This window comes from Allobosea sp. OK403 (genome assembly GCF_900113835.1).
GTDB lineage: Bacteria > Pseudomonadota > Alphaproteobacteria > Rhizobiales > Beijerinckiaceae > Allobosea.
The window spans coordinates 215,046-241,463 of sequence record NZ_FOQV01000008.1 but is presented as its reverse complement, the minus strand read 5'-3'; the positions used below and the strand labels follow the sequence as shown (position 1 = coordinate 241,463).

Annotated in this window: 27 protein-coding genes; 16 read left to right on the top strand and 11 right to left on the bottom strand. The window is 66.2% G+C overall.

Features of this window, described 5'->3' with window-relative positions:
- Nucleotides 1-110 precede the first annotated feature (110 nt).
- From BMZ97_RS23270 to bla, 4 genes are all read left to right on the top strand, one after another.
- Nucleotides 111-1,289, top strand: coding sequence for a phosphoserine transaminase (locus tag BMZ97_RS23270; RefSeq protein WP_092175294.1), 1,179 nt, complete (start codon nt 111-113; stop codon nt 1,287-1,289).
- 130 nt (nt 1,290-1,419) lie between these two features.
- Nucleotides 1,420-3,009: a phosphoglycerate dehydrogenase gene (gene serA / locus BMZ97_RS23265; RefSeq protein WP_092175291.1), complete on the top strand. Its 1,590-nt coding sequence runs from the start codon at nt 1,420-1,422 to the stop codon at nt 3,007-3,009.
- Between the two features lie 4 nt (nt 3,010-3,013).
- Nucleotides 3,014-3,277, top strand: coding sequence for a DUF1902 domain-containing protein (locus BMZ97_RS23260; protein ID WP_175525691.1), 264 nt, complete (start codon nt 3,014-3,016; stop codon nt 3,275-3,277).
- A 249-nt stretch (nt 3,278-3,526) separates the two neighbouring features.
- On the top strand, nt 3,527-4,537 hold the full coding sequence (bla, locus tag BMZ97_RS23255; RefSeq protein ID WP_092175286.1) for a class A beta-lactamase: 1,011 nt from the start codon (nt 3,527-3,529) through the stop codon (nt 4,535-4,537).
- A 94-nt stretch (nt 4,538-4,631) separates the two neighbouring features.
- Here the strand turns inward: bla and BMZ97_RS23250 are convergent, their stop codons facing one another.
- The 3 genes from BMZ97_RS23250 to BMZ97_RS23240 all read right to left on the bottom strand — a co-directional run bounded on the left by BMZ97_RS23250 (nt 4,632) and on the right by BMZ97_RS23240 (nt 6,648).
- On the bottom strand, nt 4,632-5,030 hold the full coding sequence (locus BMZ97_RS23250; RefSeq protein ID WP_092175431.1) for a nuclear transport factor 2 family protein: 399 nt from the start codon (nt 5,028-5,030) through the stop codon (nt 4,632-4,634).
- Nucleotides 5,031-5,035: 5 nt separating this feature from the next.
- Nucleotides 5,036-5,932 (bottom strand): MBL fold metallo-hydrolase, encoded by an 897-nt coding sequence (locus tag BMZ97_RS23245; RefSeq protein ID WP_175525690.1) that lies wholly within the window; start codon nt 5,930-5,932, stop codon nt 5,036-5,038.
- Between the two features lie 74 nt (nt 5,933-6,006).
- On the bottom strand, nt 6,007-6,648 hold the full coding sequence (locus tag BMZ97_RS23240) for a DsbA family protein (protein ID WP_092175281.1): 642 nt from the start codon (nt 6,646-6,648) through the stop codon (nt 6,007-6,009).
- A gap of 118 nt (nt 6,649-6,766) precedes the next feature.
- On the opposite strand from BMZ97_RS23240, the gene BMZ97_RS23235 reads away from it, so the two are divergent.
- Entirely contained in the window at nt 6,767-7,687 is a 921-nt protein-coding gene (locus tag BMZ97_RS23235) for a LysR family transcriptional regulator (protein ID WP_092175278.1), read from the top strand.
- A gap of 179 nt (nt 7,688-7,866) precedes the next feature.
- On the opposite strand, the gene BMZ97_RS23230 is transcribed toward BMZ97_RS23235, so the two are convergent.
- Together BMZ97_RS23230 and BMZ97_RS23225 are read right to left on the bottom strand one after the other, a co-directional pair.
- Nucleotides 7,867-8,229, bottom strand: coding sequence for a hypothetical protein (locus tag BMZ97_RS23230; RefSeq protein WP_092175276.1), 363 nt, complete (start codon nt 8,227-8,229; stop codon nt 7,867-7,869).
- Nucleotides 8,230-8,434: 205 nt separating this feature from the next.
- Entirely contained in the window at nt 8,435-9,403 is a 969-nt protein-coding gene (locus BMZ97_RS23225; protein ID WP_244546559.1) for a DMT family transporter, read from the bottom strand.
- Nucleotides 9,404-9,565: 162 nt separating this feature from the next.
- On the opposite strand from BMZ97_RS23225, the gene BMZ97_RS23220 reads away from it, so the two are divergent.
- The gene (locus BMZ97_RS23220) at nt 9,566-10,450 is read left to right on the top strand and encodes a type 1 glutamine amidotransferase (RefSeq protein WP_092175270.1); all 885 of its coding nucleotides are present in this window, start codon (nt 9,566-9,568) and stop codon (nt 10,448-10,450) included.
- Between the two features lie 175 nt (nt 10,451-10,625).
- Nucleotides 10,626-12,344: a mucoidy inhibitor MuiA family protein gene (locus tag BMZ97_RS23215; RefSeq protein ID WP_175525689.1), complete on the top strand. Its 1,719-nt coding sequence runs from the start codon at nt 10,626-10,628 to the stop codon at nt 12,342-12,344.
- Between the two features lie 196 nt (nt 12,345-12,540).
- On the opposite strand, the gene BMZ97_RS23210 is transcribed toward BMZ97_RS23215, so the two are convergent.
- Nucleotides 12,541-13,119: a tyrosine phosphatase family protein gene (locus BMZ97_RS23210; protein ID WP_092175265.1), complete on the bottom strand. Its 579-nt coding sequence runs from the start codon at nt 13,117-13,119 to the stop codon at nt 12,541-12,543.
- A gap of 231 nt (nt 13,120-13,350) precedes the next feature.
- A complete protein-coding gene (locus tag BMZ97_RS23205; protein ID WP_092175262.1) occupies nt 13,351-14,550 on the bottom strand; it encodes an MFS transporter in 1,200 nt (399 codons plus the stop codon).
- Nucleotides 14,551-14,681: 131 nt separating this feature from the next.
- On the opposite strand from BMZ97_RS23205, the gene BMZ97_RS23200 reads away from it, so the two are divergent.
- The 3 genes from BMZ97_RS23200 (at nt 14,682) to BMZ97_RS23190 (ending at nt 18,273) form a co-directional block, all read left to right on the top strand.
- Nucleotides 14,682-15,503, top strand: a complete 822-nt coding sequence (locus BMZ97_RS23200) for an AraC family transcriptional regulator (protein WP_092175260.1) — start codon at nt 14,682-14,684, stop codon at nt 15,501-15,503.
- A 213-nt stretch (nt 15,504-15,716) separates the two neighbouring features.
- Complete coding sequence (locus BMZ97_RS23195) at nt 15,717-17,009, top strand: adenylosuccinate synthase (RefSeq protein ID WP_092175257.1); 1,293 nt, start codon at nt 15,717-15,719, stop codon at nt 17,007-17,009.
- A 31-nt stretch (nt 17,010-17,040) separates the two neighbouring features.
- Nucleotides 17,041-18,273 carry a hypothetical protein gene (locus BMZ97_RS23190; protein WP_092175254.1) on the top strand — a complete coding sequence of 411 codons (1,233 nt, stop codon included), beginning with the start codon at nt 17,041-17,043 and terminating at the stop codon, nt 18,271-18,273.
- 111 nt (nt 18,274-18,384) lie between these two features.
- Here the strand turns inward: BMZ97_RS23190 and BMZ97_RS23185 are convergent, their stop codons facing one another.
- Together BMZ97_RS23185 and BMZ97_RS23180 are read right to left on the bottom strand one after the other, a co-directional pair.
- Nucleotides 18,385-18,645, bottom strand: coding sequence for a hypothetical protein (locus BMZ97_RS23185; RefSeq protein ID WP_139221295.1), 261 nt, complete (start codon nt 18,643-18,645; stop codon nt 18,385-18,387).
- Nucleotides 18,646-18,793: 148 nt separating this feature from the next.
- A complete protein-coding gene (locus tag BMZ97_RS23180) occupies nt 18,794-19,744 on the bottom strand; it encodes a polyprenyl synthetase family protein (RefSeq protein WP_244546558.1) in 951 nt (316 codons plus the stop codon).
- A gap of 156 nt (nt 19,745-19,900) precedes the next feature.
- Here BMZ97_RS23180 and mtgA point away from each other — a divergent pair, with 156 nt between their 5' ends.
- Nucleotides 19,901-20,620 (top strand): monofunctional biosynthetic peptidoglycan transglycosylase, encoded by a 720-nt coding sequence (mtgA, locus tag BMZ97_RS23175; protein WP_092175245.1) that lies wholly within the window; start codon nt 19,901-19,903, stop codon nt 20,618-20,620.
- Between the two features lie 174 nt (nt 20,621-20,794).
- Nucleotides 20,795-20,980, top strand: a complete 186-nt coding sequence (gene rpmF, locus BMZ97_RS23170; protein ID WP_069688448.1) for a 50S ribosomal protein L32 — start codon at nt 20,795-20,797, stop codon at nt 20,978-20,980.
- Between the two features lie 108 nt (nt 20,981-21,088).
- Here the strand turns inward: rpmF and BMZ97_RS23165 are convergent, their stop codons facing one another.
- Nucleotides 21,089-21,313 (bottom strand): hypothetical protein, encoded by a 225-nt coding sequence (locus tag BMZ97_RS23165; protein WP_092175242.1) that lies wholly within the window; start codon nt 21,311-21,313, stop codon nt 21,089-21,091.
- Nucleotides 21,314-21,492: 179 nt separating this feature from the next.
- Here BMZ97_RS23165 and BMZ97_RS23160 point away from each other — a divergent pair, with 179 nt between their 5' ends.
- A complete protein-coding gene (locus BMZ97_RS23160) occupies nt 21,493-23,184 on the top strand; it encodes a bifunctional diguanylate cyclase/phosphodiesterase (protein WP_092175239.1) in 1,692 nt (563 codons plus the stop codon).
- A 122-nt stretch (nt 23,185-23,306) separates the two neighbouring features.
- On the opposite strand, the gene phaR is transcribed toward BMZ97_RS23160, so the two are convergent.
- Complete coding sequence (gene phaR / locus BMZ97_RS23155; RefSeq protein WP_092175236.1) at nt 23,307-23,903, bottom strand: polyhydroxyalkanoate synthesis repressor PhaR; 597 nt, start codon at nt 23,901-23,903, stop codon at nt 23,307-23,309.
- Nucleotides 23,904-24,213: 310 nt separating this feature from the next.
- Here phaR and BMZ97_RS23150 point away from each other — a divergent pair, with 310 nt between their 5' ends.
- From BMZ97_RS23150 to phbB, 3 genes are read left to right on the top strand one after another with little or no spacing between them, the layout of a single operon-like run.
- Nucleotides 24,214-25,392 carry an acetyl-CoA C-acetyltransferase gene (locus BMZ97_RS23150; RefSeq protein ID WP_092175233.1) on the top strand — a complete coding sequence of 393 codons (1,179 nt, stop codon included), beginning with the start codon at nt 24,214-24,216 and terminating at the stop codon, nt 25,390-25,392.
- A 9-nt stretch (nt 25,393-25,401) separates the two neighbouring features.
- Nucleotides 25,402-25,617, top strand: a complete 216-nt coding sequence (locus tag BMZ97_RS23145; protein WP_092175231.1) for a DUF1737 domain-containing protein — start codon at nt 25,402-25,404, stop codon at nt 25,615-25,617.
- A 36-nt stretch (nt 25,618-25,653) separates the two neighbouring features.
- Nucleotides 25,654-26,376, top strand: a complete 723-nt coding sequence (phbB, locus tag BMZ97_RS23140) for an acetoacetyl-CoA reductase (protein ID WP_092175228.1) — start codon at nt 25,654-25,656, stop codon at nt 26,374-26,376.
- Nucleotides 26,377-26,418: the final 42 nt, after the last annotated feature.

Genomic DNA, 26,418 nt, shown 5'->3' with positions numbered 1-26,418 from the left:
ATTGTCTCCTATTGCCCCACCCTTGACTCACCCCACCCCTCCGCCTTACCCCCATCGACGGGACACGCCACCCCACCGTGGCGCGCCCATCTGTAAGGATGGAGACATCGATGGCGAATACCGTTCCGGCCACGCGTCCGCGCGTGCCGCATTTCTCGTCCGGCCCCTGCGCCAAGCGCCCCGGCTGGGCTCTCAAACATCTCTCTGACGCGGCGCTCGGCCGCTCGCACCGCGCCAAGGTCGGCAAGGACAAGCTCAAGCTTGCCATCGACCTGACCCGCGAGGTGCTGCAGGTGCCGGCCGATTACCGCATCGGCATCGTGCCCGCTTCCGACACCGGCGCCGTCGAGATGGCGATGTGGTCGCTGCTCGGCGCCCGCGGCGTCGACATGGTCGCCTGGGAAAGTTTTGGCGAGGGCTGGGTGACCGATGTCGCCAAGCAATTGCGGCTCACCGATGTGCGCACCATCACCGCGCCCTATGGCGAACTGCCGAACCTGAAGAAGGTCGACACCAAGACGCGCGACGTCGTCTTCACCTGGAACGGCACAACGTCGGGCGTGCGCGTGCCCGACGCCAGCTGGATCGCCGATGACCGCGAGGGTCTGACGATCTGCGACGCGACCTCGGCCGCCTTCGCCCAGCGCCTCGACTGGCCCAAGCTCGATGTCACCACCTTCTCCTGGCAGAAGGTGCTCGGCGGCGAGGCGGCCCATGGCATGATCATCCTCTCGCCCCGCGCGGTCGAGCGGTTGCTGACTTACAAGCCGAGCTGGCCGCTGCCGAAGATTTTCCGCATGGTCTCGGGCGGCAAGCTGTCGGAGGGCATCTTCCAGGGCGAGACGATCAACACGCCCTCCATGCTCGCGGTCGAGGATTATCTCGATGCGTTGCTGTGGGCGAAGAAGGTCGGCGGGCTGGACGGGCTGGTGAAGCGCGCCGACGGCAATTTCCGCGTGCTGCAAAAGTTCGTGCGCGAAAACGACTGGATCGACTTCCTGGCGGTGAAGCCGAAGACGCGCTCGAACACCTCGGTCTGCCTGAAGTTCACCGATCCGGCGGTGACGGCGCTGCCGGCCGACGCTCAAGCCGTTTTCGCCAAGAACGTCGTCTCGATCATCGAGAAGGCCGGCGCCGGCTTCGATCTCGGCCATTACCGCGACGCCCCTCCGGGCTTGCGCATCTGGTGCGGCGCGACCGTGCAATCTCGCGATCTCAAGGCGCTGCTGCCCTGGATCACCTATGCCTTCGCCGAGGCCAAGGCGGGGTTGAGCAAGAAGGCGGCGTAGGCGCGCTTCCGCGCGCAGGCAGTCGGCAATAGGCAATCGGCAGTCGAAACTCGGCTGCCGCGACTGCCTACTGCCGATTGCCGACTGCCTTTCCCCCCATCGATTTCTCGTTTTTCACGGGACCATTCCCATGACAGCCCCTCGCGTATTGATCTCGGACGCCCTCTCCCCCGCAGCCGTGCAGATCTTCAAGGATCGCGGCATCGAGGTGACGTTCGATCCCAACCTCGGCAAGGACAAGGACAAGCTCGCCGCCATCATCGGCGAGTATGACGGCCTCGCCATCCGCTCGGCGACCAAGGCCACGGCCAAATTGCTCGAGGCCGCGACGAGGCTGAAGGTGATCGGCCGCGCCGGCATCGGCGTCGACAATGTCGAGATTCCCGCCGCCACCGCGCGCGGCATCATCGTGATGAACACGCCCTTCGGCAATTCGATCACCACCGCCGAGCACGCCATCGCGATGATGTTCGCACTGGCCAGGCAGATCCCCTCGGCCGACACCTCCACCCAGGCCGGCAAATGGGAGAAGAACCGCTTCATGGGCGTGGAGATCACGGCCAAGACGCTGGGCCTGATCGGCTGCGGCAATATCGGCTCGATCGTCGCCGAGCGCGGCATCGGGCTGAAGATGCGCGTCATCGCCTTCGACCCCTATCTCTCGGCCGAGCGGGCGGTTCAGCTCGGCGTCGAGAAGGTCGAATTGGAGGACCTGCTCAAGCGCGCCGATTTCATCACGCTGCATGTGCCGATGACGGCGATGACCAAGAACATCCTCTCGGCGGAAAACCTGGCCAAGACCAAGAAGGGCGTGCGCATCATCAACTGCGCCCGTGGCGGGCTGGTCGACGAGGCGGCGCTGGCCGAATTGATCAAATCCGGCCATGTCGCCGGCGCGGCCTTCGACGTGTTCTCGGTCGAGCCCGCCGAGACCAACCCGCTCTTCGGCCTGGAAAACGTCGTCTGCACGCCGCATCTCGGCGCCTCGACCAATGAGGCGCAGGAGAATGTCGCGCTGCAGGTCGCCGAGCAGATGTCGGACTATCTGCTCAAGGGCGCGATCACCAATGCGGTGAACTTCCCCTCGATCTCGGCCGAGGAAGCGCCGCGGATCAAGCCCTTCGTGGCGTTGGCCGAAAAGCTCGGCTCGTTCCTCGGCCAGCTCACCGAGGCGCCGGTCAAGGGCATCCGCATCGAATATGAGGGCGCGGTCGCCCATCTCAACCTGAAGGCGATCTCGGCTGCCGCCATCACCGGCGTGCTGCGGCCCTTCCTGCCCGAGATCAACATGGTCAATGCCGCGATGATCGCCAAGGAGAAGGGCATCGTGGTCGAGGAATTGACCCGCGAGGTGGCGGGGAACCTCGAAAGCGTCATCCGCATCGTGGTCGAGGCCGAGGACATGCCGCGCCATGCTTCGGGCACGGTCTTCCAGGACGGCAAGCCGCGCATCGTCGAGATCCGCGACATCCAGGTCGATGCCGAATTCGCGCCGCACATGCTCTATGTCCGCAACGCCGACAAGCCGGGCTTCATCGGCCAGTTCGGCTCGCTGCTCGGCGAGGCCGGCGTCAATGTCGCGACCTTCTCGCTCGGCCGCGACAAGCCGGGCGGCGACGCGATCTGCTATGTCGCCGTCGACGAGCCGATCTCGGATGCGCTGCTCGACAAGATCCACGAGATCCCGATGGTCAAACGAGCCCGGCGGCTCAGGTTCTGAACTGATGCGTTTTGCAGATCTGCGCGCCATGGTCGCACCCCGCAAGGCTGCGCCCATGCTTCCCGTCAAGTTCGAGGTCCGTCGCGACGAGGAGGCTGGCGTCTGGTACGCGGTCTCCTGCTGCGATCTCGGCATCGTCACGGAAGCCCCGACGCTGGAGGGCCTGCGCGAACGCCTGAAGCAGCTCGTGCCGGATCATCTCGATCTCGACTGCGACTGCCCGATCGAGCTGGAGATCTGCACGGACGAGCCGGGCGGCGCGGCCTGAGCGCACCCGCGGCGCGCCAAACTCGGCCGTCATTCCGGACAAGCGACGCTGATACGGAATCCGAAGCGCGTCATGGTCGGGCTTGACCCGACCATCTCGTAAACAAGAGTGCTCTGGTCATGAGATTCTCGGGGCAAGCCCGAGAATGACGGCGCGTTTCCGAGCACCGCGACGCGTTCGAATGCCCACATCGCGCCCCATCCCTGCCCCAATCGCACTCCCCTGTGGCGCCGCCACAGGAGACGCCTCATGCTTCGCTACGCCGCCCTTGCCCTCGCCATCCTCACCGCTACGCCGACTCTGCTCGCGACACCGGCCCTCGCCGATTGGGACAAGACCAGGCTCGACCAGGAGATCGCGGCGATCGAGCGCCAGTCGCAGGGCCGGCTCGGCGTCGCCCTGCTCGATCTGAAGGACCGCAAGAGCTGGTCGCATCGCGGCTCCGAGACCTTCCCGATGCAGAGCGTCTTCAAGCTGCCGCTGGCAGTCGCAGTGCTGCAGGCGGTCGAGGCCGGCAAGCTCAAGCTCGACCAGCCGATCACCATCACCCGCAAGGATTTCTCGCTGTTCCACAGCCCGCTGGCCAAGGCCTTCACGGGCGAGAGCAACGCCTATCCGCTGCGCGAGCTGATCGCGCTCGCCGCCGGGGAGAGCGACAATACCGCAGCCGACAATCTGATGCGCCTGATTGGCGGCCCCCAAGTTGTGACGAAGATGCTCCGGGATGGCGGCATCGGGGGGATTTCGGTTGATCGCTATGAGCGCGAATTCCAGCCGCAGGTGTTCGGTTTGCAAGGCTTCGGCTGGGACAGGACCGTCGACGAGCAGGCTTTCCGGGCCGAATTGAAGGCGCTCTCTGCGAGGAAGCGCTCGGCCGCTCTCGCTCTCGCCCTCAAGGACCCACGCGACGCCGCCACGCCCGAGGCGAGCACGCTCTTCCTGGAGGCGCTGGCCAAGGGCAACTGGCTGCGCGACCCGGCCCATGCCGGCTTCCTCGATACGGTCATCACGGAGACGAAGAGCGGCCCGCTGCGCATCCGCGCCGGCCTGCCGCTAGGGGCGCGCTTCGCCCACAAGACCGGGGCCGGCCTGACCGTGGACGGCGTCAACCACGCCACCAACGACATCGGCATCGTGACGCTGCCCAATGGCCACGTCTTCGCGATCGCGATCTATCTCGCCGGATCGAAGGCCGACGAGAAGGGCCGCGAGGCCGCCCATGCGGCGGTGGCGAAGGCGGCGGTCGCGGCGCTGCGCTGAAACGCGCAAGGCTTCGTGCGGGGCTCATATTGGGAGCCCGATCGGGAAGGTCCGAGGAGGTGCAGCGGAAGTCGAGCCGCCGCCCAAAAGCGGGTTAGCTATTCGGGTCCAGCGCCTGTCGCACCATCACGGTGTCGACATACTGAGTCATGCGCAGGATCTTGCCATCCCTCAGCGCATAGAGATGAGCGAAGGTCGCGCGCATGGATTTGCCGGTCGCCTTGTAGGTGCCGGAGTAAACCCCGAAGGCGGCGACATGATCGCCGTCCTCAAGGAAGGTATGGACATCGGCACGATAGCCGATCCACTCGGCAGCCAGGCGCTGGAACACCCCGGCGATGATCGCGTCCGGTCCAACATAGGTGCCCGCATAGGGAAAGCCTCCCGTCTCGGTCCATTCGGCATCGGGGGCAAGGGCGGCGAGCAGGTTGCGGCCGTTCTCCTCCGAGGAACCTTCATAGGTTCCTCGGATCAGGTCGAGATTGGCGGCCATGGCGATCAGCCCCACTTCATTTCGCCGGTCGCGACCTTGGCGCCGATATCGATCGCAACGCTCATTCCCAAATCCGGGAAGCGCGCCTTCATCGCCGCGTTGAGCGCAGCGGAATCGGGCTTCTTCGCCAGCTCTTCCTCGAAGGCCAGCAGATAGGCCTTTGTGTGCTCGACGCCGGACAGATCGGTCCTGGCGTCCGCTGTCATATGGCCGGCGACGACGATGGCGGGCCGGCGCGCGGCGATCAGGTCGAGATTCCTGACCCAGGCGGCCCGCAATTCGGCGCCATTGCTGTCCGCGGTCCAGACATGAACGCCGGAGAAGATCAGCACGCCGCCGAACACCGCCTTGAGCGACGGCACCCAGAGATAGCGGCGGTTGGGCAGGCCCTCCGCATCGACGATCTCGATGCTCTCGCCATCGACGGTCAGCGTCTTGCCGTCGAAGGCTTCGGGCATGACGGCCTCGGCGAGGGTCTGCGGGCCGTTTTCCTTGAGCTGCGGCCCCCAGACGGCCAGCTTCTTCTCGACGCTGCCCTTGATCGCCTCGACCGTGGCCGAGGCGGCGATCACGCGCGCTGCGGGAAAGGCAGCCTTGATCGGTCCGAGGCTGAAGTAATAATCGGGATCGGACTGGCTGATATAGATCGTGGTCAGCCGCTTGCCGGTCGCCTTGATTGCGTCCGCGAGGGCGCGGCCGTCAGACAAGGTGAAGCCGCCGTCGATCAGCACGGCTTCCGTGGCCCCGGAGACCAGGACCGGGGCGCGATAGAAACCGTTCTGCCCGGCTGGAAAATGCTTCCAGCTGAGCGCGCCGGCGGCATGGCCGAGGCCTGCGGGAGCAAAGACGGCAGCAGTGCCGGCGGCGATGCTGGATGTCATGATGGCTCTCCTCGTGAACATGATCGTCTCCTGTCGATGGGTTTGCGAAAGTAAAATTCAGCCGCGACGCGTGTTCGTTCCCGTCACATCCGGGCTCATGCCTTCAGCCTGGCGACCAAAGCGTCATGGCTGCCGAAGAGCGCGTTGCCGGGCAGGAGACGGCGGCTGCCCCCCGCGCCCGCAATCAGGGCTGGAACGCCATCAATGCCAAAGCGGCGCATCTCTTCGCGCGCGGCCTCGATGCGCCTGCGATAGGCGGCAATCAGATCGTCATCAGGCGTTGTGAGGCGATCAGCGGCCTCCTGAAGCCCCAGGGCGCGCAGGACATCGGAGAGGACGGAGACAGCTGTGATGTCGCGGCCGTCCACATAGCGGGCGCTTTGAATGGCCTTGAGCGCTGCGAATTCCTGACCCGGGGCGGTGATAGCGACAGCGGTGAGCGCCAGCGTCGCCGGACCGGAGTCGAAGAGGCGCGTATGGTCGCCAAGCACATCGCGGCGATAGGCCTCGCTGAAGGGCTGGCCGCTCAAGCGGGAAATGCGCTGGTCATTGCTCCAGGCGTAAGCCGCGAAACCGCCATCCATCGGACGAGCCCCTGTGCCGGCAAACAGTCCTGTCGGCGCGAGATCGATGGCGAAGTCCGGCATGGCCACAAGCTTTTCGAGCACCGCCGAGGCGCCGTAACACCAGCCGCACAACGGATCGAAGAGATAGGTGATGTGGGCGGTGGCGATCATGTCCGGGCTCCTTCGCCACCAGATATGACGCCTGGGTATTGATTGAAAAAGATCGATAGATAAGACAGACTGTAAGTTATTATTTGACAATCGAGGCCGGCGAGGCTCGCCCGAAACGATGAATCTCAATCGATTGGCCTATTTCGCTGCGGTTGTTGATGCCGGATCGTTCACGCGCGCGGCAGAGCGGCTCGGCATTACCAAGGCCGTGGTCAGCCATCAGGTGGCGCAGCTCGAACAGGATCTCGGGACGAGCCTTCTCGTGCGCACCACCCGGCGCGTCCACCCGACCGAGGCCGGGGTGATGTTTCACGCCCGCTGCGTGATGATCCTGCGTGAAGCGGAGGATGCCTTCGACGAACTTGCCCAGGCCGCCATCGAGCCGACCGGCACCTTGCGGATCACCGCGCCCAACGACTACGGCGCCGCGGTGCTCGCGCCGGTCATCGCGGCTTTCACGGCGCGTTATCCGGCTTGCCGCGTGGAGCAGACGTTGAGCGACCAGACCCTGGATCTGACAACCGGCCAGGTCGACATGGCGGTCCGCCTCGGCTGGCTTGCGGATTCCAGCCTTCAGGCACGCAAGATCGGTTCCTTCCAGCAAGTCTTGGTCGCAGCACCGGCGTTCGCGGACCGGATTGCGGGGGTCCTCGACCCGGACGATCTTGCGTCCCTTCCCTTCGTCGCCAACATGGCGCTGCGCGAACCGTTGCTGTGGCAATTCTCGCGCGGGGATCTCGATCGACGCGCGGTTCGCCTGCAGGCAAGAATCGCCATCGACACGACGCCTGGCGTGCTCGGGGTCGTTCGCGCCGGGGGCGGTCTTTCGGTTCTGCCGGATTTCCTGGTTGCAGATGAGCTGGCGTCGGGCCGGCTGATCCGCGTTCTGCCGGAATGGTCGCTGCCATCCGGCGGCATCCATACGGTCTATCCCGCAGCGCGGTTCCGGCCGCGCAAGGTGACCGCCTTCGTCGAAATGCTGATCGCGGCGGAGCAGCAAAAGCGGGCGATCGCGCTTCCGCGGGGGCCTACCCCGTAAAAGGAGACTTGCCTCGTAAAAGCGGGTTTGCCCGGTAAAATGCGTCTCATTCGGCCGTGAGCTCTCGCGGCATGCCGACCGCAGCCACCCGTCTTGTCGCGAATGTCTAGAGTTCTACAACGGCTCGTCGAGGGGCCGGCCGGGCGGATATCATGGGGTGCTCTGCGAGCACGCCGCCCCTATTGCTCAAAACCGCTTGCCCCGGCGGATATGTGCTTGCAGACGCCGCGATCCTTCTCCCCCACCATCCGCTTGTCGCGGACGACAACCAGCTTGGACGGGTCGATCTCCCATGCGACCGCGCCCTCATTCGCGCTGACTGTGTTGGCGGCGAAGACCGCCTTCACCTGTCTTTCACTGCCGGTGCTCGGAACATGGATTCCAAGCATTCCCGAGGACGCATCGAGCGCAAAATTGAAAATCTGGGATTTGCCCGAAGGCTGCGCGAATTCGCAGGATAGATATCTCGGCGCCGCCGAGGCCCCGGAGATCGATACGATCATCAAGCCGGCGACCAAACTGACTTGCGAGATCATGGTCATGAGGCAGGTTCTCGGTTCTGAAGGTTGCTCGTTACCGGGATCAAGCAACTGGAGCGGGTTCAGATTGTCTGCCGGATCGGAGGCGTTCCCGTCATTGCGAGGAGCATCGCGACGAAGCAATCCAGGAGACGTAGCGCGAGCCCCCTGGATTGCTTCGCTTCGCTCGCAATGACGATGGCCGGCCATTCTAAAGCCGCCCTGAGCCTCACCGCTTCCCCAGCCGTTCGGCGATGAAGATGCCGCCGAGCACGAGCGCCAGCGCCAGGCCGTGATAGAGCGCCAATTGCTCGCCGAGGATGAAGACCGCCAGGATCGGCGCGAAGACCGGCACCAGATTGACGAAGACGCTGGTGCGGCTGGGGCCGATCAGTTCGACCGCGCGCAGGAAGAAGATCTGCGAGATCAGCGAGGGGAAGATCACCACGTAGGCGAGGATGAGCCAGCCCTTCTGCGTCGGCCAGTAGCTATGCCCCAAGGCGATCTCGGCGCCGAAAAGCGGCAGCGAAGCGAGGCAGGCGACGATCGCCAGCGCGGTGAAGAAGACGAGGCGGGGCATGACCGGGCGCGAGCGGATCGCGACCGTGTAGCCGGCATAGAAAAAGCTCGCCAGGATCATCAGCAGATCGCCGGGAAAGAAGGCGAACTGCGTCAGCACATGGTAGTCGCCGCGGCTGGCGACGACCATGACGCCGAGCAGGGTGACGAAGACGCCGAGCGCCTGCAGCGGGCCGATCGCGGTGCGGTGAGCCAAGAAGGCCCCGACCAGGACGAAGATCGGAATCGCGCCCTGGAGAATGCCGATATTGATCGCCGTGGTCGAATAGCCCGCGAGATACATCAGCGCATTGAAGGCGGTGAAGCCCATCGTCCCCATGGCGATGACGAAGACCCAGCGCGCCTTCAGCGCCGGCCAATAAGCGGCAAGCTCGCGCCGCATCAGCCAGGGCAGGATGGCGCAGACGAACACCCAGCGCAGCGAGGTCAGGCCCATCGGCGAGATCTGACCGACCGCGAGCCGGCTGGCCACCGCATTGCCGGCCCACATCAGCGTGGTCAGGCTGAGCAGAAGATAGGCATTGCCCCAGAGACGCTGCGGCAGCGTCTTGCTGACGATCCCGTTGAGGGGAGTCTTGTCGAGTGGGGTATGGGCCGGCATGGTCTCGGCTTCTGTCACGTCTGGCGTCCGGCTGCCTCAGGAATGAGCACTTGCAATAGCCTTGCAGGCGGCTTGCGTCCTATGAGATGAGGCGCAGGGCCGCCCGTCGCCCCGCGCATCCCTCGACCCACCTCTTTGCACGCTTTCTTTTGGCACGCATTCCTGGCCTGGACTCCGCTCATGCTGCAGATTTCGCCTCGCCCGCTCCGCCTGCTCTTCGTCGACGGCAACACGCGCGAGCAGCGCCAGAACCATGCGGCGGGCTATCGCGACCTCTCGCCCGCCGACGCCTATGCCGAGGAGATCAGCCGCATCGCGCCGGGCAGCATCACCGATATCTGCCTGCCGGCCGATGAAGGCGCCAACCTGCCCGATGGCAGCGGCCTGCAATCCTATGACGGCATCTTCCTGACCGGCTCCTCGCTGCACATCTACAATCTCGAGCCGGCGGTCACCCGCCAGATCGAATTGATGCGGGCGATCTATGCCAGCGGCACGCCCTGCTTCGGCTCCTGCTGGGGCATCCAGATCGGCACGGTCGCGGCCGGCGGAACCGTCATCGCCAATCCCAGGGGCCGCGAGATCGGCTTCGCCCGCAGGATCACGCTGACCCAAGCAGGGCAAGGCCACCCGCTGCTCGCGGGCAGGCCCACCGCCTTCGACGCGCCCGCGATCCATCTCGACACCATCGCCCAGCCGCCCGGGGGCGCGACCGTGCTCGCCTCCAACCTCTACAGCACGGTGCATGCCTGCGAGATCGCCCATGATGGCGGGCTGTTCTGGGGCGTGCAGTACCACCCCGAATTCCCGCTGGCGCAGGTCGCCTCGATCCTGGGACGGATGACGCCGCTGCTGATCGCGGAAGGGTTTCGCAAGGACGAGGCGGCGGCGCAAGGCTGGCTGGAAGAGATCACAGCCCTCGACGCCGAGCCGACGCGCTTCGACCTTGCCTGGGCGCATGCCCTCGACGAGGAGGTGCTCGATCCCTGGCGGCGCGTCACCGAATTGCGCAATTTCCTGGAGCATCGCGTCCAGCCGCAGGCGAGCGCACGCGGGCGGGCTTGAGGCGTACGCTAGCCGCTTCCAATCGAGAACGGCTCTGCGCCAGCCGCTCTCGCGTCAACACCTGTGGCGCACTCCGTCACGCGCTTCCGCAGTCCGGCCCAATTCCGCCTTTGCCACGTCGAAATCGGGCGTGCTTTATCGCGGGCATCGTGATTTGGGAGGGGACACCATTATGATGAGCCGACTGGCCGCTGCCTTGATCGTCGCGCCGAGCTTTGCCGCCGCCGCCGAAATGGACCTCGCCTCGCGGATCGACCGCGTTACCGTCTATCCCGACGGCGCGGTGATCACCCGTCTCGGCCGGGCCGAACTGCTGCAGGGCGCCTCGCAGATCGTCCTGCGCGGCCTCCCGGCGACGATCGATCCGGCCTCGATCCGCGTCGAGGGTAAAGGCGACGGCTCCTTCTCGATCGGCGCCGTCGATGTCCGCCTCACCCCGGGCGACGCCAAGCCGCTCGACAGCGTGATCGAGGCCAAGCTCAAGAGCCTGCGCGACGAGAAGGAGGTGCTCGACGGCCAGGCTGGCGCCATCGAGGCCAAGCGCGGCACGATCGAACGTTTTGCGCAGACCGGCCCCGACAAGCTCGGCCCCGACGGCAAGGCGCTGCCGGTCGCCGACTGGCCGGCGATCTTCGATGCGATCGGCACCGCGCTGGTCAAGGTCAATGCCGAGCTCAGGACTGTGCGCGGCCGCGCCGCCGAGATCGAAAGCGAGATTGCAGCCCTCGAACGCGCCCGCCCGCAGACGGGCCGCCCCGGCGCGCCCAAGCGCGACGTCGCCATCGCCGTCGAGGCCCCTGCCCCCGTCGCGGCCGAGTTCACGGTGAGCTATCGCGTCGCCGGGGCGAATTGGACACCGCTCTACGAGGCCAGGCTCGCCACCGGCAGCGCCGGTGCCAAGCCCGAGATCAATTTCATGCGCCGCGCCGAGTTGCGCCAGCGCAGCGGCGAGGACTGGGCCGATGTCGCCGTCACCCTCTCGACGACCCGCTCGGCCGGCGGCACGCGCGCGCCCGATCTCGCCCCGATGCAGGTGATGTTCTTCGACCCGCAAGAAATCTATCAGGCTCGCGAACGCGCCATGGAGCAGGCCAACAGACAGGCGAAGGAACGCGCCGCTGCTCCCGCCATTGCCCGTGCGCCGGCGCCACGCGGCTTCGCCGAGGATGCGACGCAAGCGCCGGAGGGCCGCGTCGCGCAGCCAGCGACCATCGCGGCCTCGACGATCGAGGCCGGCGCTTATCAGGCGAGCTTCCAGGTGCCCGGCCGGATCACGGTTCCGCAGGACGGCTCGTCCAAGGCCGTCCTGCTGAGCCAGAGCAAGGTCAGCCCGAATCTGAGCGCGCGGACGACGCCGGAGCTGGAGGAGAAAGCCTATCTCGAAGCCGCCTTCACCCATGAGGACGAAGCCCCGTTGCTGCCGGGCGAGGTCTTCCTGCATCGCGACGGCGGCTATATCGGCAAGGGCCGGATTGGCCTCGTCGCCTCCGGCGACAAGGTCGAGCTCGGCTTCGGCGCCGACGACAAGCTCAAGGTAACGCGTGCGCCGGTCAGGCGGCGCGAGAACGACCCGACCTGGCTCGGCCAGAGCCGCACCGATCTGCGCGAGTTCCGTACCGTGGTGAAGAGCCTGCACGCCCAGCCGGTGAAGGTCACGGTGACCGAGCGCGTGCCCTTCTCCGAGAGCAGCGCCATCACCATCGAGACCTTGCCGCAGACCACCCCGCCGACCGAAAAACAGGTCGGTGACAAGCGCGGCATCCAGGCCTGGACCTTCGACCTCGCGCCCGCGACCGAGAAGGAGATCAAGCTCGCCTACCGGATCAAATGGCCCGGCGACCGCGAACTGACCTACCGGCCGCAGGACATCGCCGAGCCGCGCCTGATGCGCTGAGCTGGACGGTTACTACCTTTAGCTCGCCCCCCCGTCATTCCGGGGCTTCGCGCAGCGAAGAGCCCGGAACCCAGAACCGACACGGGCTCAGAAAAGCGACCGGACAGTTGAGTTCGGGCGACAAGGCGCATCGGTTCCGGGCTCAGGCCTGCGGCCTGCCCCGGAATGACAGCGAGGTTCCGATGCAGACCGGCGCTCACAGCGCCATGTCGAGCTCGCTCTGCCGGCCAAGCCGGGTCATCCAGTCCTGATATTGCGGCTGAACCTTGAGCTGGTGGCCGTAATGACGGCGCAGCGCTTCGACCAAGCGCCCGCCACGGTCGAGCTGCTCGTCGGCAAAGCCGATCATCACCGAGTTCGGCCAGGCTTGCGGACGCACCCTGCGCAGGCGGTCGAACAATTCGTCCTCGCTCGCCTCGCTGTCGTTTTGCGCCATCAGCGCCAGCATCGCGGCGGTCGAGCGCGAAATGCCCATATGGCAATGCACCAGGAGATGGCCCTCGACGCGGCCGGCCACGCCCTCCCGCAGGCTCTCGCCAAAGCCCAGGATCGCCTCGACATGCTTCGGCTGCGGATGGGTATAGCCCTGCGAGGGACCGAGAATATCGTGGAAGCGCAGGGTGACGCGGTGGTGCTCGCCATAGGCGCCGAAGGCATCGAGCTCCGCCAGGCCCGGGTCGAGCAGGGAAAGGACATGGGTGACGCGGCGCTCGCTCTGCGCCGGCAATTCGTCGATGCCGCAGATCGTCAGGGTCGAGATGGCGAGCGTCTTCATGCAGGAGCACCGGTCGGCTGGAGAGAGCTGCCGGCATAGAGCCGGATGATCTCAGATGGAACCACGAAGTGATCCCATCTGAGATCTGAATTCGTCTCTCATCCTAGAGCGAGAGCAGGATCAATGCGAAAAGCCGGTTCCCGCTTTTTCGCATCCTGCTCTTGCGAGCCACCTGCCCAGCCGCAACCGCTGCGGATGACACCCTCCCCTGCAGCCGGAGCGATCAGCCCCCTAGCCAGCACGCGGAAGGCGCGGCAGCAAGATGGTGAGCAGCCCCAGCAGCGGCAGGTAGGAGCAGATGCGGTAGACGAAGGCGATGCCATGCATATCGGCGAAGTTGCCGAGCAGCGCCGCTCCCAGCCCGCCGGCCCCGAAAGCGAAGCCGAAGAACACGCCGGCGATCAGCCCGACGCGCCCCGGCACCAGCTCCTGCGCGAACACTACGATGGCCGAGAAGGCCGAGGCGAAGATCAGCCCGATGACCACGCTGAGCACACCCGTCCAGAACAGGTTGGCGTAAGGCAGCAGCAGGGCGAAGGGGATGACGCCCAGGATCGAGAACCAGATCACGAAGCGCGCGCCCATCTTGTCGCCGATCGGCCCGCCGAGGAAGGTCCCCGCCGCAGCTGCAGCCAGGAACAGGAACAGCATGAGCTGCGCCTCGCGCACACCGAGCCCGAACTGGTCGATGACGTAGAAGGTGAAATAGCTGGAGATGCTGGCCATATAGACGTTCTTCGTCGCGGTCAGCAGCACGAGGATGCCAAAGGCAAGAGCGACCCGCCCCTGCGGCAGCGGCAAGGCGCGGCTTGCAGCGGGCCTGCCCGCATTCTGCTTGCGATGAGCCGCATACCACGCCCCGACGCGCCAGAGCACGACGCCCCCCAGCATCGCGACGCCCGAGAGCCAGGCGACGCTGCCCTGGCCGAAAGGCAGGACGATGAAGGCGGCCAGCAGCGGCCCCATCGCCGAGCCCATATTGCCACCGACCTGGAAGAGCGATTGCGCCAGCCCGTGCCGGCCGCCGGAACCCAACCGGGCCACCCGCGACGCTTCCGGATGGAAGATCGCCGAGCCGAGCCCGATCAGGCAGGCCGCCAGCACCAGCAGCGCGAAATTGCCGGCATTGCCGAGCAGGATCAGCCCGAGAAAGGTCGAGCCCATGCCGGCAGGCAGGGAATAGGGCATCGGCCAGCGGTCGGTCGCCATGCCGACGAGAGGCTGCAGCAGCGATGCGGTGACCTGGAAGGCCATGGTCAGAAGCCCGATCTGGACGAAATCGAGCGCGTAATTCGCCTTGAACAGCGGGTATAGCGAAGCGAGCAGCGACTGCATCAGGTCGTTGAGCAGATGACAGAAGCTCACCGCCAGCAGGATCGACGTCGTCGTCTTCTCGATGCGGGGCTGTGCCCCCGGAAATGCCGCAACCATCTCGAAACCTCTTTCGCGCCGCCATTCGGCGCGCCATGCCGGGCTCCTTCTACAAGTCTTGCCCCTGACCTTCATTCGTGTTTTGGTCAAAAACTTTCGTGATTGGGCCAAGATATGACGAAGCTAAAGATATGACAAAGCTGCCGGCGCCGACGGTCGCCGCGCTCGACGAGAGCCACCGGCACAGTGTCGGCAAGATCTTCCATGCCGACAGCAGCGTGATCGTGCATCGCTCGGACGATCCCGCCGGCTACACCGTGCCGCCGCACAGCCACAGGCATATCCAGCTGCTATGCGTCTTCTCCGGCGTCGTGCTGGTCGCGACCGGGGTCGGCTGCTGGATGATCCCGCCCGGCCACGCCTTGCTGATCCCGCCTCGCCTCGAGCATTCTGTCGAGATGATGAGCGATGTCAGCATGCGCTCGGTTTATCTGCTGCCCGGCGACGATGCGCTCGCCAAGCGTTTCCTGCAGGTGCTCGCGGTCACGCAGCTCGTGCGCAGCCTGATCATCGAGGCGATTCGCCTGCATGATGTCGGGGTGGAGGGCCGCAAATCGCAACTGGTGCTCGACCTGCTCGCCGAGGAGGTCACGACCCTGGCGCCCCGGCCGCTCGGCCTGCCCTTCCCCAGCGACGCCCGGCTCTCGGCGCTGTGCCGAGCCTTCATGGAAGCGCCCTCGGCCCATCTGCGTCTCGACCAATGGGCGCACAGGCTGGCGATGAGCCGGCGCACCTTCACGCGCTTCTTCCTGCGCGAAACCGGCCTCAGCTTCGCGGCGTGGCGCCAGCAGGCCTGCCTGTTCGCATGCCTGCCGAAGCTCGCCGCCGGCGCTCCGGTGACGCAGATCGCCATGCTGGCGGGCTATGACAACGTCGCCGCCTTCACCACGATGTTCACGCGCCGCCTGGGAACCCCGCCGCGCACCTATATGCGCCGTTCGCTGCCGGGCTGAGCGACCCCGGAACCTGTGTTACCCGGGCGCCTGACACCGCCACGAACCCCGACGCTGGCGACGTCGGATATGCACAGCCTTGACCTCGCCGCAGTGTTGCCTCATGAGGGCCTGCAAGAACCTGCCTTACAAACCCCGGTCTTGCGCCGGGGTTTTTCATGTGCGCGGCGCTTGCGTGGGATCAAACAGGCAAGACAGCAGGACACCTGGACCATGGCAAATGTGGTGGTGGTCGGCGCCCAGTGGGGCGACGAGGGCAAGGGCAAGATCGTCGACTGGCTGTCGAGCCAGGCCGATGTCGTGGTGCGCTTTCAAGGCGGCCATAATGCCGGGCATACCCTCGTCATCGACGGCAATGTCTACAAGCTCTCGCTGCTGCCCTCGGGCATCGTGCGCCCCGGCAAGCTCTCGGTCATCGGCAACGGCGTCGTCGTCGATCCCTGGCATCTGGTCGAAGAGATCGAGCGGCTGCGCAAGCAGGGCGTCGCGATCAGCCCCGAGAACCTGCGCGTCGCCGACAACGCGACCCTGATCCTGCCGCTGCATCGCGAGCTCGACCATTTCCGCGAGACCTCGAATGCCGGTCTCAAGATCGGCACGACCAAGCGCGGCATCGGCCCGGCCTATGAGGACAAGGTCGGCCGCCGCGCCATCCGCGTCATCGACCTGAAGGATGCCGCGATCCTCGAGGCCAAGATCGAGCGCCTGCTCGCGCATCACAATGCGCTCAGGCGCGGCCTGGGCATCGCCGAGGTCGACGGAGCGGAGTTGCTGACACAGCTCACAACCATAGCGCCGCAGATCCTGCCCTATGCCGACACCGTCTGGGCGTTGCTCGATTCGGAGCGCCGCGCCGGCAAGCGCATCCTGTTCGAGGGTGCCCAGGGCGCCCTGCTCGATGTCGACCACGGCACCTACCCCTTCGTGACCTCGTCGAACATCGTCGCCGGCCAGGCCGCGACCGGCTCGGGGCTGGGCCCCTCCGCGGTCGGCTATGTGCTGGGCATCGCCAAGGCCTATACGACCCGCGTCGGCGAAGGCCCCTTCCCGACCGAACTCTTCGACGAGACCGGCGAACTGATCGGCCAGAAGGGCAAGGAATTCGGCGTCGTCACCGGGCGCAAGCGCCGCTGCGGCTGGTTCGACGCCTGCCTGGTCCGCCAGACCGTGAAGACCTCGGGCATCGACGGCATCGCCTTGACCAAGCTCGACATCCTCGACGGCTTCGAGGAGATCAAGGTCTGCACCGGCTACAAGCTCAATGGCGAATTGCTCGAGCATCTGCCCGCCGGACAGAGCGACCAGGCCCGCGTCGAGCCCGTCTACGAGACGATCGAAGGCTGGGAAGGCTCGACCGCGAACGCCCGTTCATGGGCCGATCTGCCAGCCCAGGCGATCAAATATGTCCGCCGTATCGAGGAATTGATCGGCGCGCCCGTGGCGGTGCTCTCGACCAGTCCGGAACGCGACGACACCATCCTCGTCCACAACCCTTTCGAGGGTTGACGGGACCAGCCAACATCGACAAGTGAGGCCAATGGCCGATTTCTATCCCATCCTGGCACGTGCGATCGCTGGGTTGCCCGACAAGTCGTCTGCGGCGCGGCGGGCCGTCTATGACCGCGCCAGGACCGCGCTCGTCGCGCAGTTGCGCAGCCTTGACCCACCGCTCGGCGAAGCCGAGATCATGCGCGAGCGGCTCTCGCTCGACGAGGCCGTGGCGAAGATCGAGGCCGATTACGGCGAGGGTCCAGCGCAGCCGCCGGCCCAGGCCGGGCCGGTCTTCCGCCCCGCCGTCACGCCCGAACCGGCCCGCAGGGAGGTCACGACGCCTCCGGCCGCCATCGCGCAAGCGGAACCGGAGCCTGAGCAAACCCAGGATGACGGGCGCTTCGAGGATCCGCGGCCGGAAGCCGCCGAGCAGCAGACGATCCGCCCCCGCGTCGCGCCCCGGCGTGAACGCCGCGTCAATCCCGGCCATGTCCGCACCGCCATCGTCGGCGGCGGCGTCGCCATTGCAGTCGCGGCGATCGCAGCCGCCGCCTATTACGTCAATAAGATCAGGCCGCCCGAGAACACGGCGCGCAGCCATGTCGAGACGCCGGCCCAGCCAACGCAGCCCGACGCTGCGGGCAAGCTGAACGACCGCGTCGGCGACGCCGGAGCACCGCCGCAGACCCGGCCGAACGGCACCACCGGCGCACCCGCGCAGCAGGGCAGCGAGATCACCGTCGCGCAGCGCGCCATCCTCTACACCGAGGTCCCCGAGAGCCCGCAGCAGCCGCGCGCCGTGAACGGCCGCGTCTTCTGGCGGCTGGACAGCGAGAGCGCCGGGCCCGGCCGGCCGGTCGAGACGATCGTGCGCGCCACGATCGAGGTGCCGGAGGCCGGCATGGCGCTAGATTTCACCATCCGCCGCAATACCGATACGGCCTTTCCGGCCTCGCACATCATCGGCCTGCGCTTCACCAATACGGGCACGACGGCGCCGGAGACCATCCGCGAGATCGGCGTGCCGCAGTTCAAGACCGACGAGAACGAGCGCGGCGCGCCCTTGTCGGCGATCAACTCGGCGCTTGGCGAGAACCTCTTCGTCGCGGCCCTGTCGAACGTGCCCGTGGAGGTCGAGCGCAATCTCGATCTGATTCTGAACCGCAACTGGATCGACGTGCCGATCCGCTTCGCCTCGGGCAAGCGCGGCATCCTGACCTTCGAAAAAGGCTTCCCGGGCAGCCAGACCCTGGCCGACGCCTTCGGCCGCTGGCGCTGAGGCTTTCGCTTTAAGGCGTGCGGCTCTTGGCGTGGAACAACAGCGTCATCCTAGACGAGCCGCAAAGCGGCGCCGATCCGGAGTGGCGATGTGTGTAGGCGACGTCGGCCCTCATTCGTCGCTCTCAAAATCGTGCGGCGCTTTCGTTCCGCCCAGAAAATCGGGCCTCAAGTCGGGGTGTGCCCGATACACCAGTTCCAGCACACTCCCGTCCAGTTCACCGGATGCACGCGCAATAGCCCTGTCGAAAATCTGGGAGTATTTGGGGTCGATTCGCCCCCTCACATCATTGCCCGCGATGAAAAGGTATCGAAGAGCAAGGTTGATGCTCTTGTCGAACTGGATCGCCGTCTCTTTGTCGATTGTTGGCATTGTTATCCCCTCAATCAGTATGGGCACCCCATGACAAAGCGAGCCATATCCTAAAGCCTGGTGATTTTACGCAGAAACACAGCGTCATCCCGGACACACGGCATAGGCCGCCCAGGACGACGGGTGGTTCCGCGCCTGATCTCCAGCGCTAGCTTGTCCGCTCAGCCGCAAAGCGCGCCGCCGCGCGCAAGATGTCCGCCTCCGGCCCGAAGCCGGCCAGTGCTGCGATCGCGTCGGCGCTCAAGCGGTCGCGCTCGCGCTTCGCCGCGTCCAGCCCCAGCACGGAAACCAGCGTCGCCTTGCCCTTGTCCTGGTCTTTCGCCGTCGCCTTGCCGAGCGCCTCGGGCGTGGCCTCGATGTCGAGGATGTCGTCGGCCACCTGGAAGGCGGCGCCCAGCGCCCGGCCGTAGCCGATCAGCGCGGCGCGCGCCTCGGGCGCCGCGCCTGCGATCAGCGCACCGATCTCGACGCTCGCCGCCAGCAGGGCGCCGGTCTTCATCGCCTGCAGCCGGCGGATCTCCGCCTCGGTGAGGCTGCGCGGCCGGCCGCCATCGAAGCGCCCCTCCGCCGCGAGGTCGAGCATCTGCCCGCCCGCCATGCCTCCCAACCCTGAGGCACGCGCCAAGGCCAGCACGAGCGCCGCGCGGACCTCGCCCGAAGGATGCGTCGCCTCATCCGCCATCACATCGAAGGCCAGCGTCAGCAGGCTGTCGCCGGCGAGGATCGCAGTCGCCTCGTCATAGGCCTTGTGCACGGTCGGCCGGCCACGACGCGTATCGTCGTCATCCATCGCCGGCAGGTCGTCATGGACCAGCGAGTAGCAATGCACGAGCTCGACCGCCGCACCCGCCCGCAACGCCTGGCCCGCATCGCCACGCAAAAGCCGCGCGGTCTCGACCGTCAGGAAGGGCCGCAGCCGCTTTCCCCCGCCGAGCGCGCCATGGCGCATGGCCGAGAGCAAAGGCTCCGGCCGGGCGATCTCGCTCTCGCGTGGCGCAGCCGACAGGAGCGCGTCCAACAGGGACTCGATCGCCTGCGCCGTCCGTGCGAGGCTGGAGGCAAGATCGCCGGTCTCGGCGATGGGCAGGGCGGAACTCATGCGCGGATCTCGCATTCGCCGCGAGCGCGGGATGCGGGACGGCGGCAACCGGTGTCTCGCATGAAGCCTGCCCTTACCAAGTGATGAGCGCCTCGATTGCCGGAGCCGGCCGGCACCGTCAAGCCAAGGGACAGCAAACCAAGGGGACATAAGCGCATGGCGGCAGGAGAGCGGACGGCGCGGCGCGGGTTTTTCGCGCGCCTGATTCGCTGGATCAGCCGGCTCGTCCTCGGCCTGCTGATCGTGCTGGGGCTCGGTCTCCTGCTCTATCGCTTCATCCCGGCGCCATCGACCCTGATGATCGCGCGCTGGCTGACCCTGCAGCCGGTCGAACGGCAATGGGTGCCGCTCGATCAGATTTCCTCGGCCCTGATCCGCTCCGTGATCGCCGCCGAGGACCAGCGCTTCTGCGCCCATTCCGGCGTCGACTGGATCGAGCTCAACACCGTGCTCGACGATGAGGACGGGCCCAGCCGAGGCGCTTCGACCCTGACCATGCAGACCGCCAAGAACCTCTTCCTCTGGCCCGGCCGCTCCTACATCCGCAAGGCGCTGGAGATCCCGCTGGCGCTGGCGATCGACCTCGCCTGGCCGAAGCAACGCGTCATCGAAGTCTATCTCAACGTCGCCGAATGGGGCGATGGGCTATTCGGCGCAGAGGCCGCGGCACAGCATTATTTCAAGAAATCGGCGGCAGGGCTGACCGGGTCGGAGGCCTCCAGGCTCGCCGCCGCCCTGCCGAATCCGAGCGCGCGCGACCCCGGCCGGCCGAGCCGCAGCCTGCAGGCAGGGGCGGCGCGCGTGCAGCGCCGCGTCGGACAATTGGGTGCGCTCGCCAACTGCGCGGTGCCCGAGGGCGAGGAGGACATGGACTGATCCGGAGGCTATGGACTCAAATTCACAGGCGGACTCGCGACTTTTTCACATCCCGCTCTAGCCAGCGCGCGCCGCAGCGTGTATGGGCAACGCCTCACGAGATTGATCCGTCGTCGTGACGGCAGCGCGGCCTTGAGCCAAGCGCTTCCGGACGGCGGCACGATGGAGATTACTATGGCCGTTCCGAAGAGAAAGACGTCGCCGTCGAAGCGTGGCATGCGCCGCTCGGCCGACGCGCTGAAGCAGCCCACCTATATCGAAGACAAGAACTCCGGCGAACTGCGCCGCCCGCATCATGTCGATCTGAAGAGCGGCATGTATCGCGGCCGCCAGGTCCTGAAGGTCAAGGCCGAGGCCTGATCGCCTCAATGCCAAGCGCCCGGCCCTGCGCCCGACGCTAACGAAACAAGCCGGCCGCGAGGCCGGCTTTTTCTTTGGAATACGAACTCGGGAATACGAACTCGGCGGTCAGAGGCGCATCGGCCTGCGATCCCTGAAAATCGGGGTCGCCTTGGAGGTTCGGGCCGCCTCATAGACGCGCGCCGCCTCTTGCGGCGTCTCCCGCCCGGACCGGGCGAAGGGGCCGATCTCGGCCCGGCAGGCCGCGAGCTGCAGCAGCACCATGGCAAGATCGGATGCGGAATCGACCGCGAACGGGGCGCGGCTGCGGCTATGATCGTCGAAATCCGTCATGTCCCGCTCCGAAACATTGGGCCCAGTCTTGGAGCTGAATTTGCAAAGTTACAGCCAAACTTAACGGCGCGTTAAGGCTGAAAGCCGCATCGTTTCGAAACATTTCCCCGATCCGCCCGGGCCAGGACGAGACGGCATCGCTCCGCATCGTTCGAACAGCCCCATTGAGGCCCCGTCCGATGCCTGCGCCGTCGATCCTCAGCCCCCGCGACGACTGCCACATCGATCCGCGCAGCCTGCTCTCCTCGATCGGCGAGGTCGTCTACGCTTGGGACATCGTCCATGACGCCCTGACCTGGGGCCCCAATGCGCATGAAGTTCTCGCCGGCGTCTCCGACGCGGTCATGAACCGCGGCCTCTCCTTCGCCGGCCTGGTCGAGCCCGGAAGCGGACGCAGCCGCTACGATGCGATTTTCTCCGCCAGCGGCCAGGACCAGGGCGACGGCGTGGTCTACCGCACCCGCTACGCCGCCGACCTCGCCGGCCGCAAGATGTGGATCGAGGATGCCGGCCGCTGGTTCGCCGGCATCGATGGCCGCCCTGCCAGCGCGCGCGGCGTGCTGCGCCTGGAGCGCGCGGTGAAGCCTGAAGAGCTCGGCGCCAGCAATGGCGAACTCTGCGACCGCACCTCATTGGTCGAGCGCGTCGAACAGGCTCTGGCCGAGCATCTGCCAGCTGAGCGCGTCGTCGTCGTGCTCATCGCGGCGATCGACGAACTGACCCGCCTCAACGACGATTTCGGCCATGAGGCGACCGACGAGATCATCAGCGTGGTGCAGGAACGCCTGCGCTCGGTGATGCGCCGGCGCGACCACCTCGTGCGCTATTCCGGCAACCGCTTCGCCATCCTGCTCACCGGCTGCCCGCAGAATCAGGTCGAGGCGGCGGCACGCCGCTTCATCAAGGCGGTGGCCCAGTCAGCCATCGAGACCGCGCGCGGAATCGCCCTGGTGCGCCTGCGCGTCGGCGCAGCGATTGCGCCCACCCTCTCAAGCCATGCGGGACCTTTGGTCGCCGGCGCCGAGAATGCGCTCGCCAACGCCAAGGCCGGCGCGATAGACACCGCCGTCATCGCCAAGCGCAGCGACATGCGTGAACCCGCCGTGGCGCAACAGGGTTTTGACCTGCAGGCAGTGGCCGCCCTGAACGAACGGCGCGTGCAGCTTGCGCTGCAACCGATCGTCCGCGCCCGCCAGCGCGACACCGCCTTCCATGAGGCGCTGCTGCGGGTCGGCCAAGGCGAGAACGGTCTCTTCTTCTCCCCCGCCGAGTTGATTCCGCTGCTGGAGCGCCGCGGCCTGATCCGCCTGTTCGACCACCGCGTCCTCGAGCTTGCCGTCGACATGCTCGTCGGCGATCCCGAGCTGTCGCTCTCGGTCAATGTCTCGCCGCGCTCGCTTGCCGATCCGGAATGGCTCGACGCCTTCCTTGCCTGCACCAATGCCGCGCGCGGCGTGGCCAAGCGCCTGATCGTCGAGGTTACGGAGACGGCGACGATCGAGGACCCCGTGCGGATCACCAAGCTGCTGGGCAAGATCAAGGATCAGGGCGCGCGCATTGCGATCGACGATTTCGGCGCGGGCCACACCTCGCTCAGGCACCTGCGCGCCTTCCCGATCGACATCCTCAAGCTCGACGGCGCTTTCACCCAGAATCTGCGCCGCTCGACCGACGATCGCTTCTATGTGCGCACGCTGATCGACCTCGCCCGCCATCTCGGCGTCGAGACCGTCGCCGAATGGGTCGATGACGAATTGCAGGCGACGATGCTGACTGATTGGGGGGTGACCTATCTGCAGGGTCACCTGATCGGCAAGGCCGAGATCCGGCCGAAGGCCCAGGCTGGGTCGCCCAAGCGCGTGGCCGGCTGAGCGCGGGCCCTAAAGCATCAGACCGGATACGGTATCCGGTCTGATGCTTTAGGGCTTTGACTTGGCATCGGCATGTCCCGAAAACCGGTTCCCACTTTTCGGGCCGATACTCTAAGTCCGCCTCACTTCGACTTGGTGAGCTTGTCCAGGCGCTCGCGCATCTCGCCGAGCTCGCGCTTGAGGTCGCCGAGATCGTCGCCCTTGGCCGGGGCGGCAGTGCCCTCCTCCTTCGCCTTGGCGGCGGCTGCCGCGGCAGCGAAGGGGTTGAACATGCGGAAGGCGTCGGTGAACAGCGCCATATTGGCCCGCGTCTGCTGCTGGAGCGCATCCATCGCACCGGTACCGAAGGCCCCGCCCGTGAAGGCCTTGGTCATCTGCTCGCGGAACTGACCCTGGTCCTTGGTCAGATGGTCCATCGAGAATTCGAGATAGCGCGGCACCAGCGCCTGCATGCTGTCGCCATAGAAGCGGATGAGCTGCCGCAGGAAGGCGATCGGCAGCAGGTTCTGCCCGTCCTTGGCCTCCTCGTCGAAGATGATCTGGGCCAGGACGGAGCGCGTGATGTCCTCGCCGGACTTCGCGTCATAGACGACGAAATCCTCTCCGCCGCGCACGAGGCCGGCCAGATCCTCCAACGTGACGTAAGAGCTCGTACCGGTATGGTAGAGTCGCCGATTGGCGTATTTCTTGATGACGGTCGGTTCTTTTTCGCTAGCCATCAGTACCCTACATGACGTTGGTTCGGCTCCTGCCGCGAAACCCGCAGCGGACCAAACGGAACGAATTCCTCCTGACGATAGCCGCTCAGTGGTTTGTCGCAAGTTTTTTGAGCGTGCAGCGCAAAAACAAGACTAAAGCATGACGGTTCTGCCCGTCTTTGCAGCAGGCGGAGCGTGACGGACCGGTCGAATCCCGGCAAGCGCGCCTTTCGCCTGACTTGACGCAAGCGCGACAGGCTTCGAAGGTACTCGACGAACCAGGCGGCCCGGCGTGAGAGCGGACCGTCCGACAACAGCGAGGATCTCTCCCATGGCTGATACGGACATCGTCATCGTCGGCGCAGCGCGCACCGCCGTCGGCGCCTTCAACGGCGCCTTCGCCAACACTCCGGCCCATGAGCTCGGCGCCGCCGCGATCAAGGAAGCGCTCGCCCGCGCCAAGGTCGATGGGGCCGAGGTCGACGAGGTCATCATGGGCCAGATCCTGACCGCCGGTCAGGGCCAGAACCCGGCCCGCCAGGCCGCGATGGCGGCGGGCATTCCGCAGGAGGCGACCGCCTGGGGCCTCAACCAGCTTTGCGGCTCCGGCCTGCGCGCAGTGGCCATCGGCCTGCAGCAGATCGTCAATGGCGATGCCGACATCATCGTCGCCGGCGGCCAGGAATCGATGTCGATGTCGCAGCATGGCGCGCATCTGCGCAACGGCACCAAGATGGGAGACATGAAGTTCGTCGACACGATGATCAAGGACGGGCTCTGGGACGCCTTCCACGGCTACCATATGGGCACCACCGCCGAGAACGTCGCGACCAAATGGCAGATCAGCCGCGAGGAGCAGGACAAGTTCGCCGTCGGCTCGCAGAACAAGGCCGAGGCCGCCCAGAAGGCCGGCCGCTTCAAGGACGAGATCGTTCCCTTCACCATTCCTGGCCGCAAGGGCGACATCATCGTCTCCGACGACGAGTATCCCCGCCATGGCGCGACGCTCGAAGCCATGGCCAAGTTGCGCCCCGCCTTCTCGAAGGAGGGCACCGTTACCGCCGGCAACGCCTCGGGCCTCAATGACGGCGCCGCCGCGCTCGTGCTGATGAGCGCCAAGGAAGCCGCCAGGCGCGGCCTGACGCCGCTCGCCCGCATCGCCTCCTGGGCGACCGCAGGTGTCGACCCGGCGATCATGGGTTCGGGTCCGATCCCGGCGACGCGCAAGGCGCTGGAGCGGGCCGGCTGGAGCGTCGGTGATCTCGATCTCGTCGAGGCCAACGAGGCCTTCGCGGCGCAGGCGCTGGCGGTCAACAAGGACCTCGGCTGGAACACCGACATCGTCAACGTCAATGGCGGCGCGATCGCGATCGGCCATCCGATCGGCGCATCCGGCGCGCGCGTTCTGGTGACGCTGCTGCACGAAATGGCCAAGCGCGACGCCAAGAAGGGCTTGGCGACACTCTGCATCGGCGGCGGCATGGGCGTGGCGCTCGCGGTCGAGCGCTGAGCCCTGCGCATGGCGAGGCAGACGACGCTCTACCGCTATCTCACCGGCCCCGATGACGCCGCATTCTGTCATCGGGTCTCGGAGGCTCTAAGCCAAGGCTGGGTGCTCTACGGGCACCCCACCCTGGCCTTTGACGCAACGCAAGGACGCGTGATCTGCGGGCAAGCGATCATCAAGGATGTCGACGGGCCCTATTCGCCCGACATGAAGCTTGCAGAACAATAGCGCGGCGCTCACGCCGCCAAGAGGGAGGAGACAGGAATGTCGAAGGTCGCTTTGGTCACAGGGGGCACGCGCGGCATCGGCGCAGCGATCAGCAAGGCCTTGAAAGAGGTCGGCCACAAGGTCGCGGCGAGCTATGCCGGTAATGACGAGGCTGCCGCCGCATTCAAGGCCGAGACCGGTATACCGGTCTATAAATGGGATGTCGGCGACTATGACGCCTGCGCCGCGGGCATCGCCACCGTCGAGGCCGAGCTCGGCCCCATCGACATCCTGGTCAACAATGCAGGCATCACCCGCGACGGCTTCTTCCACAAGATGACCAAGGACCAGTGGTCGGCCGTCATCCGCACCAATCTCGATTCGCTCTTCAACATGACGCGTCCCGTGATCGAGGGCATGCGCGCCCGCAATTTCGGCCGCATCATCGTGATCTCCTCGATCAACGGCCAGAAGGGCCAGATGGGCCAGGTCAACTACTCCGCCGCCAAAGCCGGCGATATCGGCTTCGTCAAGGCACTGGCCCAGGAGAACGCCAATAAGGGCATCACCGTCAACGCGATCACGCCGGGCTATATCGGCACCGACATGGTCGCCGCGATGCCCGAGGAAGCGCTGAAGCGTGTCGTCGCCGGCATCCCGGTCGGCCGTCTCGGCAAGCCGGAGGAAATCGCCCAGATGGTCGTCTTCCTCGCCTCCGACAACGGTGCCTTCGCGACAGGCGCGACCTTCGCCGTCAATGGCGGGCAATACATGGCCTGAGGCTTCAGACGGAAGCCCCAGCGTCGTTCCGGGCTCAGGCCG

What these genes read in the sequence shown, in the direction of transcription:
- BMZ97_RS23270 (WP_092175294.1), top strand. Translation starts at nt 111, where the DNA reads ATGGCGAATACCGTTCCGGCCACGCGTCCGCGCGTGCCGCATTTCTCG.
- serA (WP_092175291.1), top strand. Translation starts at nt 1,420, where the DNA reads ATGACAGCCCCTCGCGTATTGATCTCGGACGCCCTCTCCCCCGCAGCC.
- BMZ97_RS23260 (WP_175525691.1), top strand. Translation starts at nt 3,014, where the DNA reads ATGCGTTTTGCAGATCTGCGCGCCATGGTCGCACCCCGCAAGGCTGCG.
- bla (WP_092175286.1), top strand. Translation starts at nt 3,527, where the DNA reads ATGCTTCGCTACGCCGCCCTTGCCCTCGCCATCCTCACCGCTACGCCG.
- BMZ97_RS23250 (WP_092175431.1), bottom strand. Translation starts at nt 5,030, where the DNA reads ATGGCCGCCAATCTCGACCTGATCCGAGGAACCTATGAAGGTTCCTCG.
- BMZ97_RS23245 (WP_175525690.1), bottom strand. Translation starts at nt 5,932, where the DNA reads ATGTTCACGAGGAGAGCCATCATGACATCCAGCATCGCCGCCGGCACT.
- BMZ97_RS23240 (WP_092175281.1), bottom strand. Translation starts at nt 6,648, where the DNA reads ATGATCGCCACCGCCCACATCACCTATCTCTTCGATCCGTTGTGCGGC.
- BMZ97_RS23235 (WP_092175278.1), top strand. Translation starts at nt 6,767, where the DNA reads ATGAATCTCAATCGATTGGCCTATTTCGCTGCGGTTGTTGATGCCGGA.
- BMZ97_RS23230 (WP_092175276.1), bottom strand. Translation starts at nt 8,229, where the DNA reads ATGACCATGATCTCGCAAGTCAGTTTGGTCGCCGGCTTGATGATCGTA.
- BMZ97_RS23220 (WP_092175270.1), top strand. Translation starts at nt 9,566, where the DNA reads ATGCTGCAGATTTCGCCTCGCCCGCTCCGCCTGCTCTTCGTCGACGGC.
- BMZ97_RS23215 (WP_175525689.1), top strand. Translation starts at nt 10,626, where the DNA reads ATGAGCCGACTGGCCGCTGCCTTGATCGTCGCGCCGAGCTTTGCCGCC.
- BMZ97_RS23210 (WP_092175265.1), bottom strand. Translation starts at nt 13,119, where the DNA reads ATGAAGACGCTCGCCATCTCGACCCTGACGATCTGCGGCATCGACGAA.
- BMZ97_RS23205 (WP_092175262.1), bottom strand. Translation starts at nt 14,550, where the DNA reads ATGGTTGCGGCATTTCCGGGGGCACAGCCCCGCATCGAGAAGACGACG.
- BMZ97_RS23200 (WP_092175260.1), top strand. Translation starts at nt 14,682, where the DNA reads ATGACAAAGCTGCCGGCGCCGACGGTCGCCGCGCTCGACGAGAGCCAC.
- BMZ97_RS23195 (WP_092175257.1), top strand. Translation starts at nt 15,717, where the DNA reads ATGGCAAATGTGGTGGTGGTCGGCGCCCAGTGGGGCGACGAGGGCAAG.
- BMZ97_RS23190 (WP_092175254.1), top strand. Translation starts at nt 17,041, where the DNA reads ATGGCCGATTTCTATCCCATCCTGGCACGTGCGATCGCTGGGTTGCCC.
- BMZ97_RS23185 (WP_139221295.1), bottom strand. Translation starts at nt 18,645, where the DNA reads ATGCCAACAATCGACAAAGAGACGGCGATCCAGTTCGACAAGAGCATC.
- BMZ97_RS23180 (WP_244546558.1), bottom strand. Translation starts at nt 19,744, where the DNA reads ATGAGTTCCGCCCTGCCCATCGCCGAGACCGGCGATCTTGCCTCCAGC.
- mtgA (WP_092175245.1), top strand. Translation starts at nt 19,901, where the DNA reads ATGGCGGCAGGAGAGCGGACGGCGCGGCGCGGGTTTTTCGCGCGCCTG.
- rpmF (WP_069688448.1), top strand. Translation starts at nt 20,795, where the DNA reads ATGGCCGTTCCGAAGAGAAAGACGTCGCCGTCGAAGCGTGGCATGCGC.
- BMZ97_RS23165 (WP_092175242.1), bottom strand. Translation starts at nt 21,313, where the DNA reads ATGACGGATTTCGACGATCATAGCCGCAGCCGCGCCCCGTTCGCGGTC.
- BMZ97_RS23160 (WP_092175239.1), top strand. Translation starts at nt 21,493, where the DNA reads ATGCCTGCGCCGTCGATCCTCAGCCCCCGCGACGACTGCCACATCGAT.
- phaR (WP_092175236.1), bottom strand. Translation starts at nt 23,903, where the DNA reads ATGGCTAGCGAAAAAGAACCGACCGTCATCAAGAAATACGCCAATCGG.
- BMZ97_RS23150 (WP_092175233.1), top strand. Translation starts at nt 24,214, where the DNA reads ATGGCTGATACGGACATCGTCATCGTCGGCGCAGCGCGCACCGCCGTC.
- BMZ97_RS23145 (WP_092175231.1), top strand. Translation starts at nt 25,402, where the DNA reads ATGGCGAGGCAGACGACGCTCTACCGCTATCTCACCGGCCCCGATGAC.
- phbB (WP_092175228.1), top strand. Translation starts at nt 25,654, where the DNA reads ATGTCGAAGGTCGCTTTGGTCACAGGGGGCACGCGCGGCATCGGCGCA.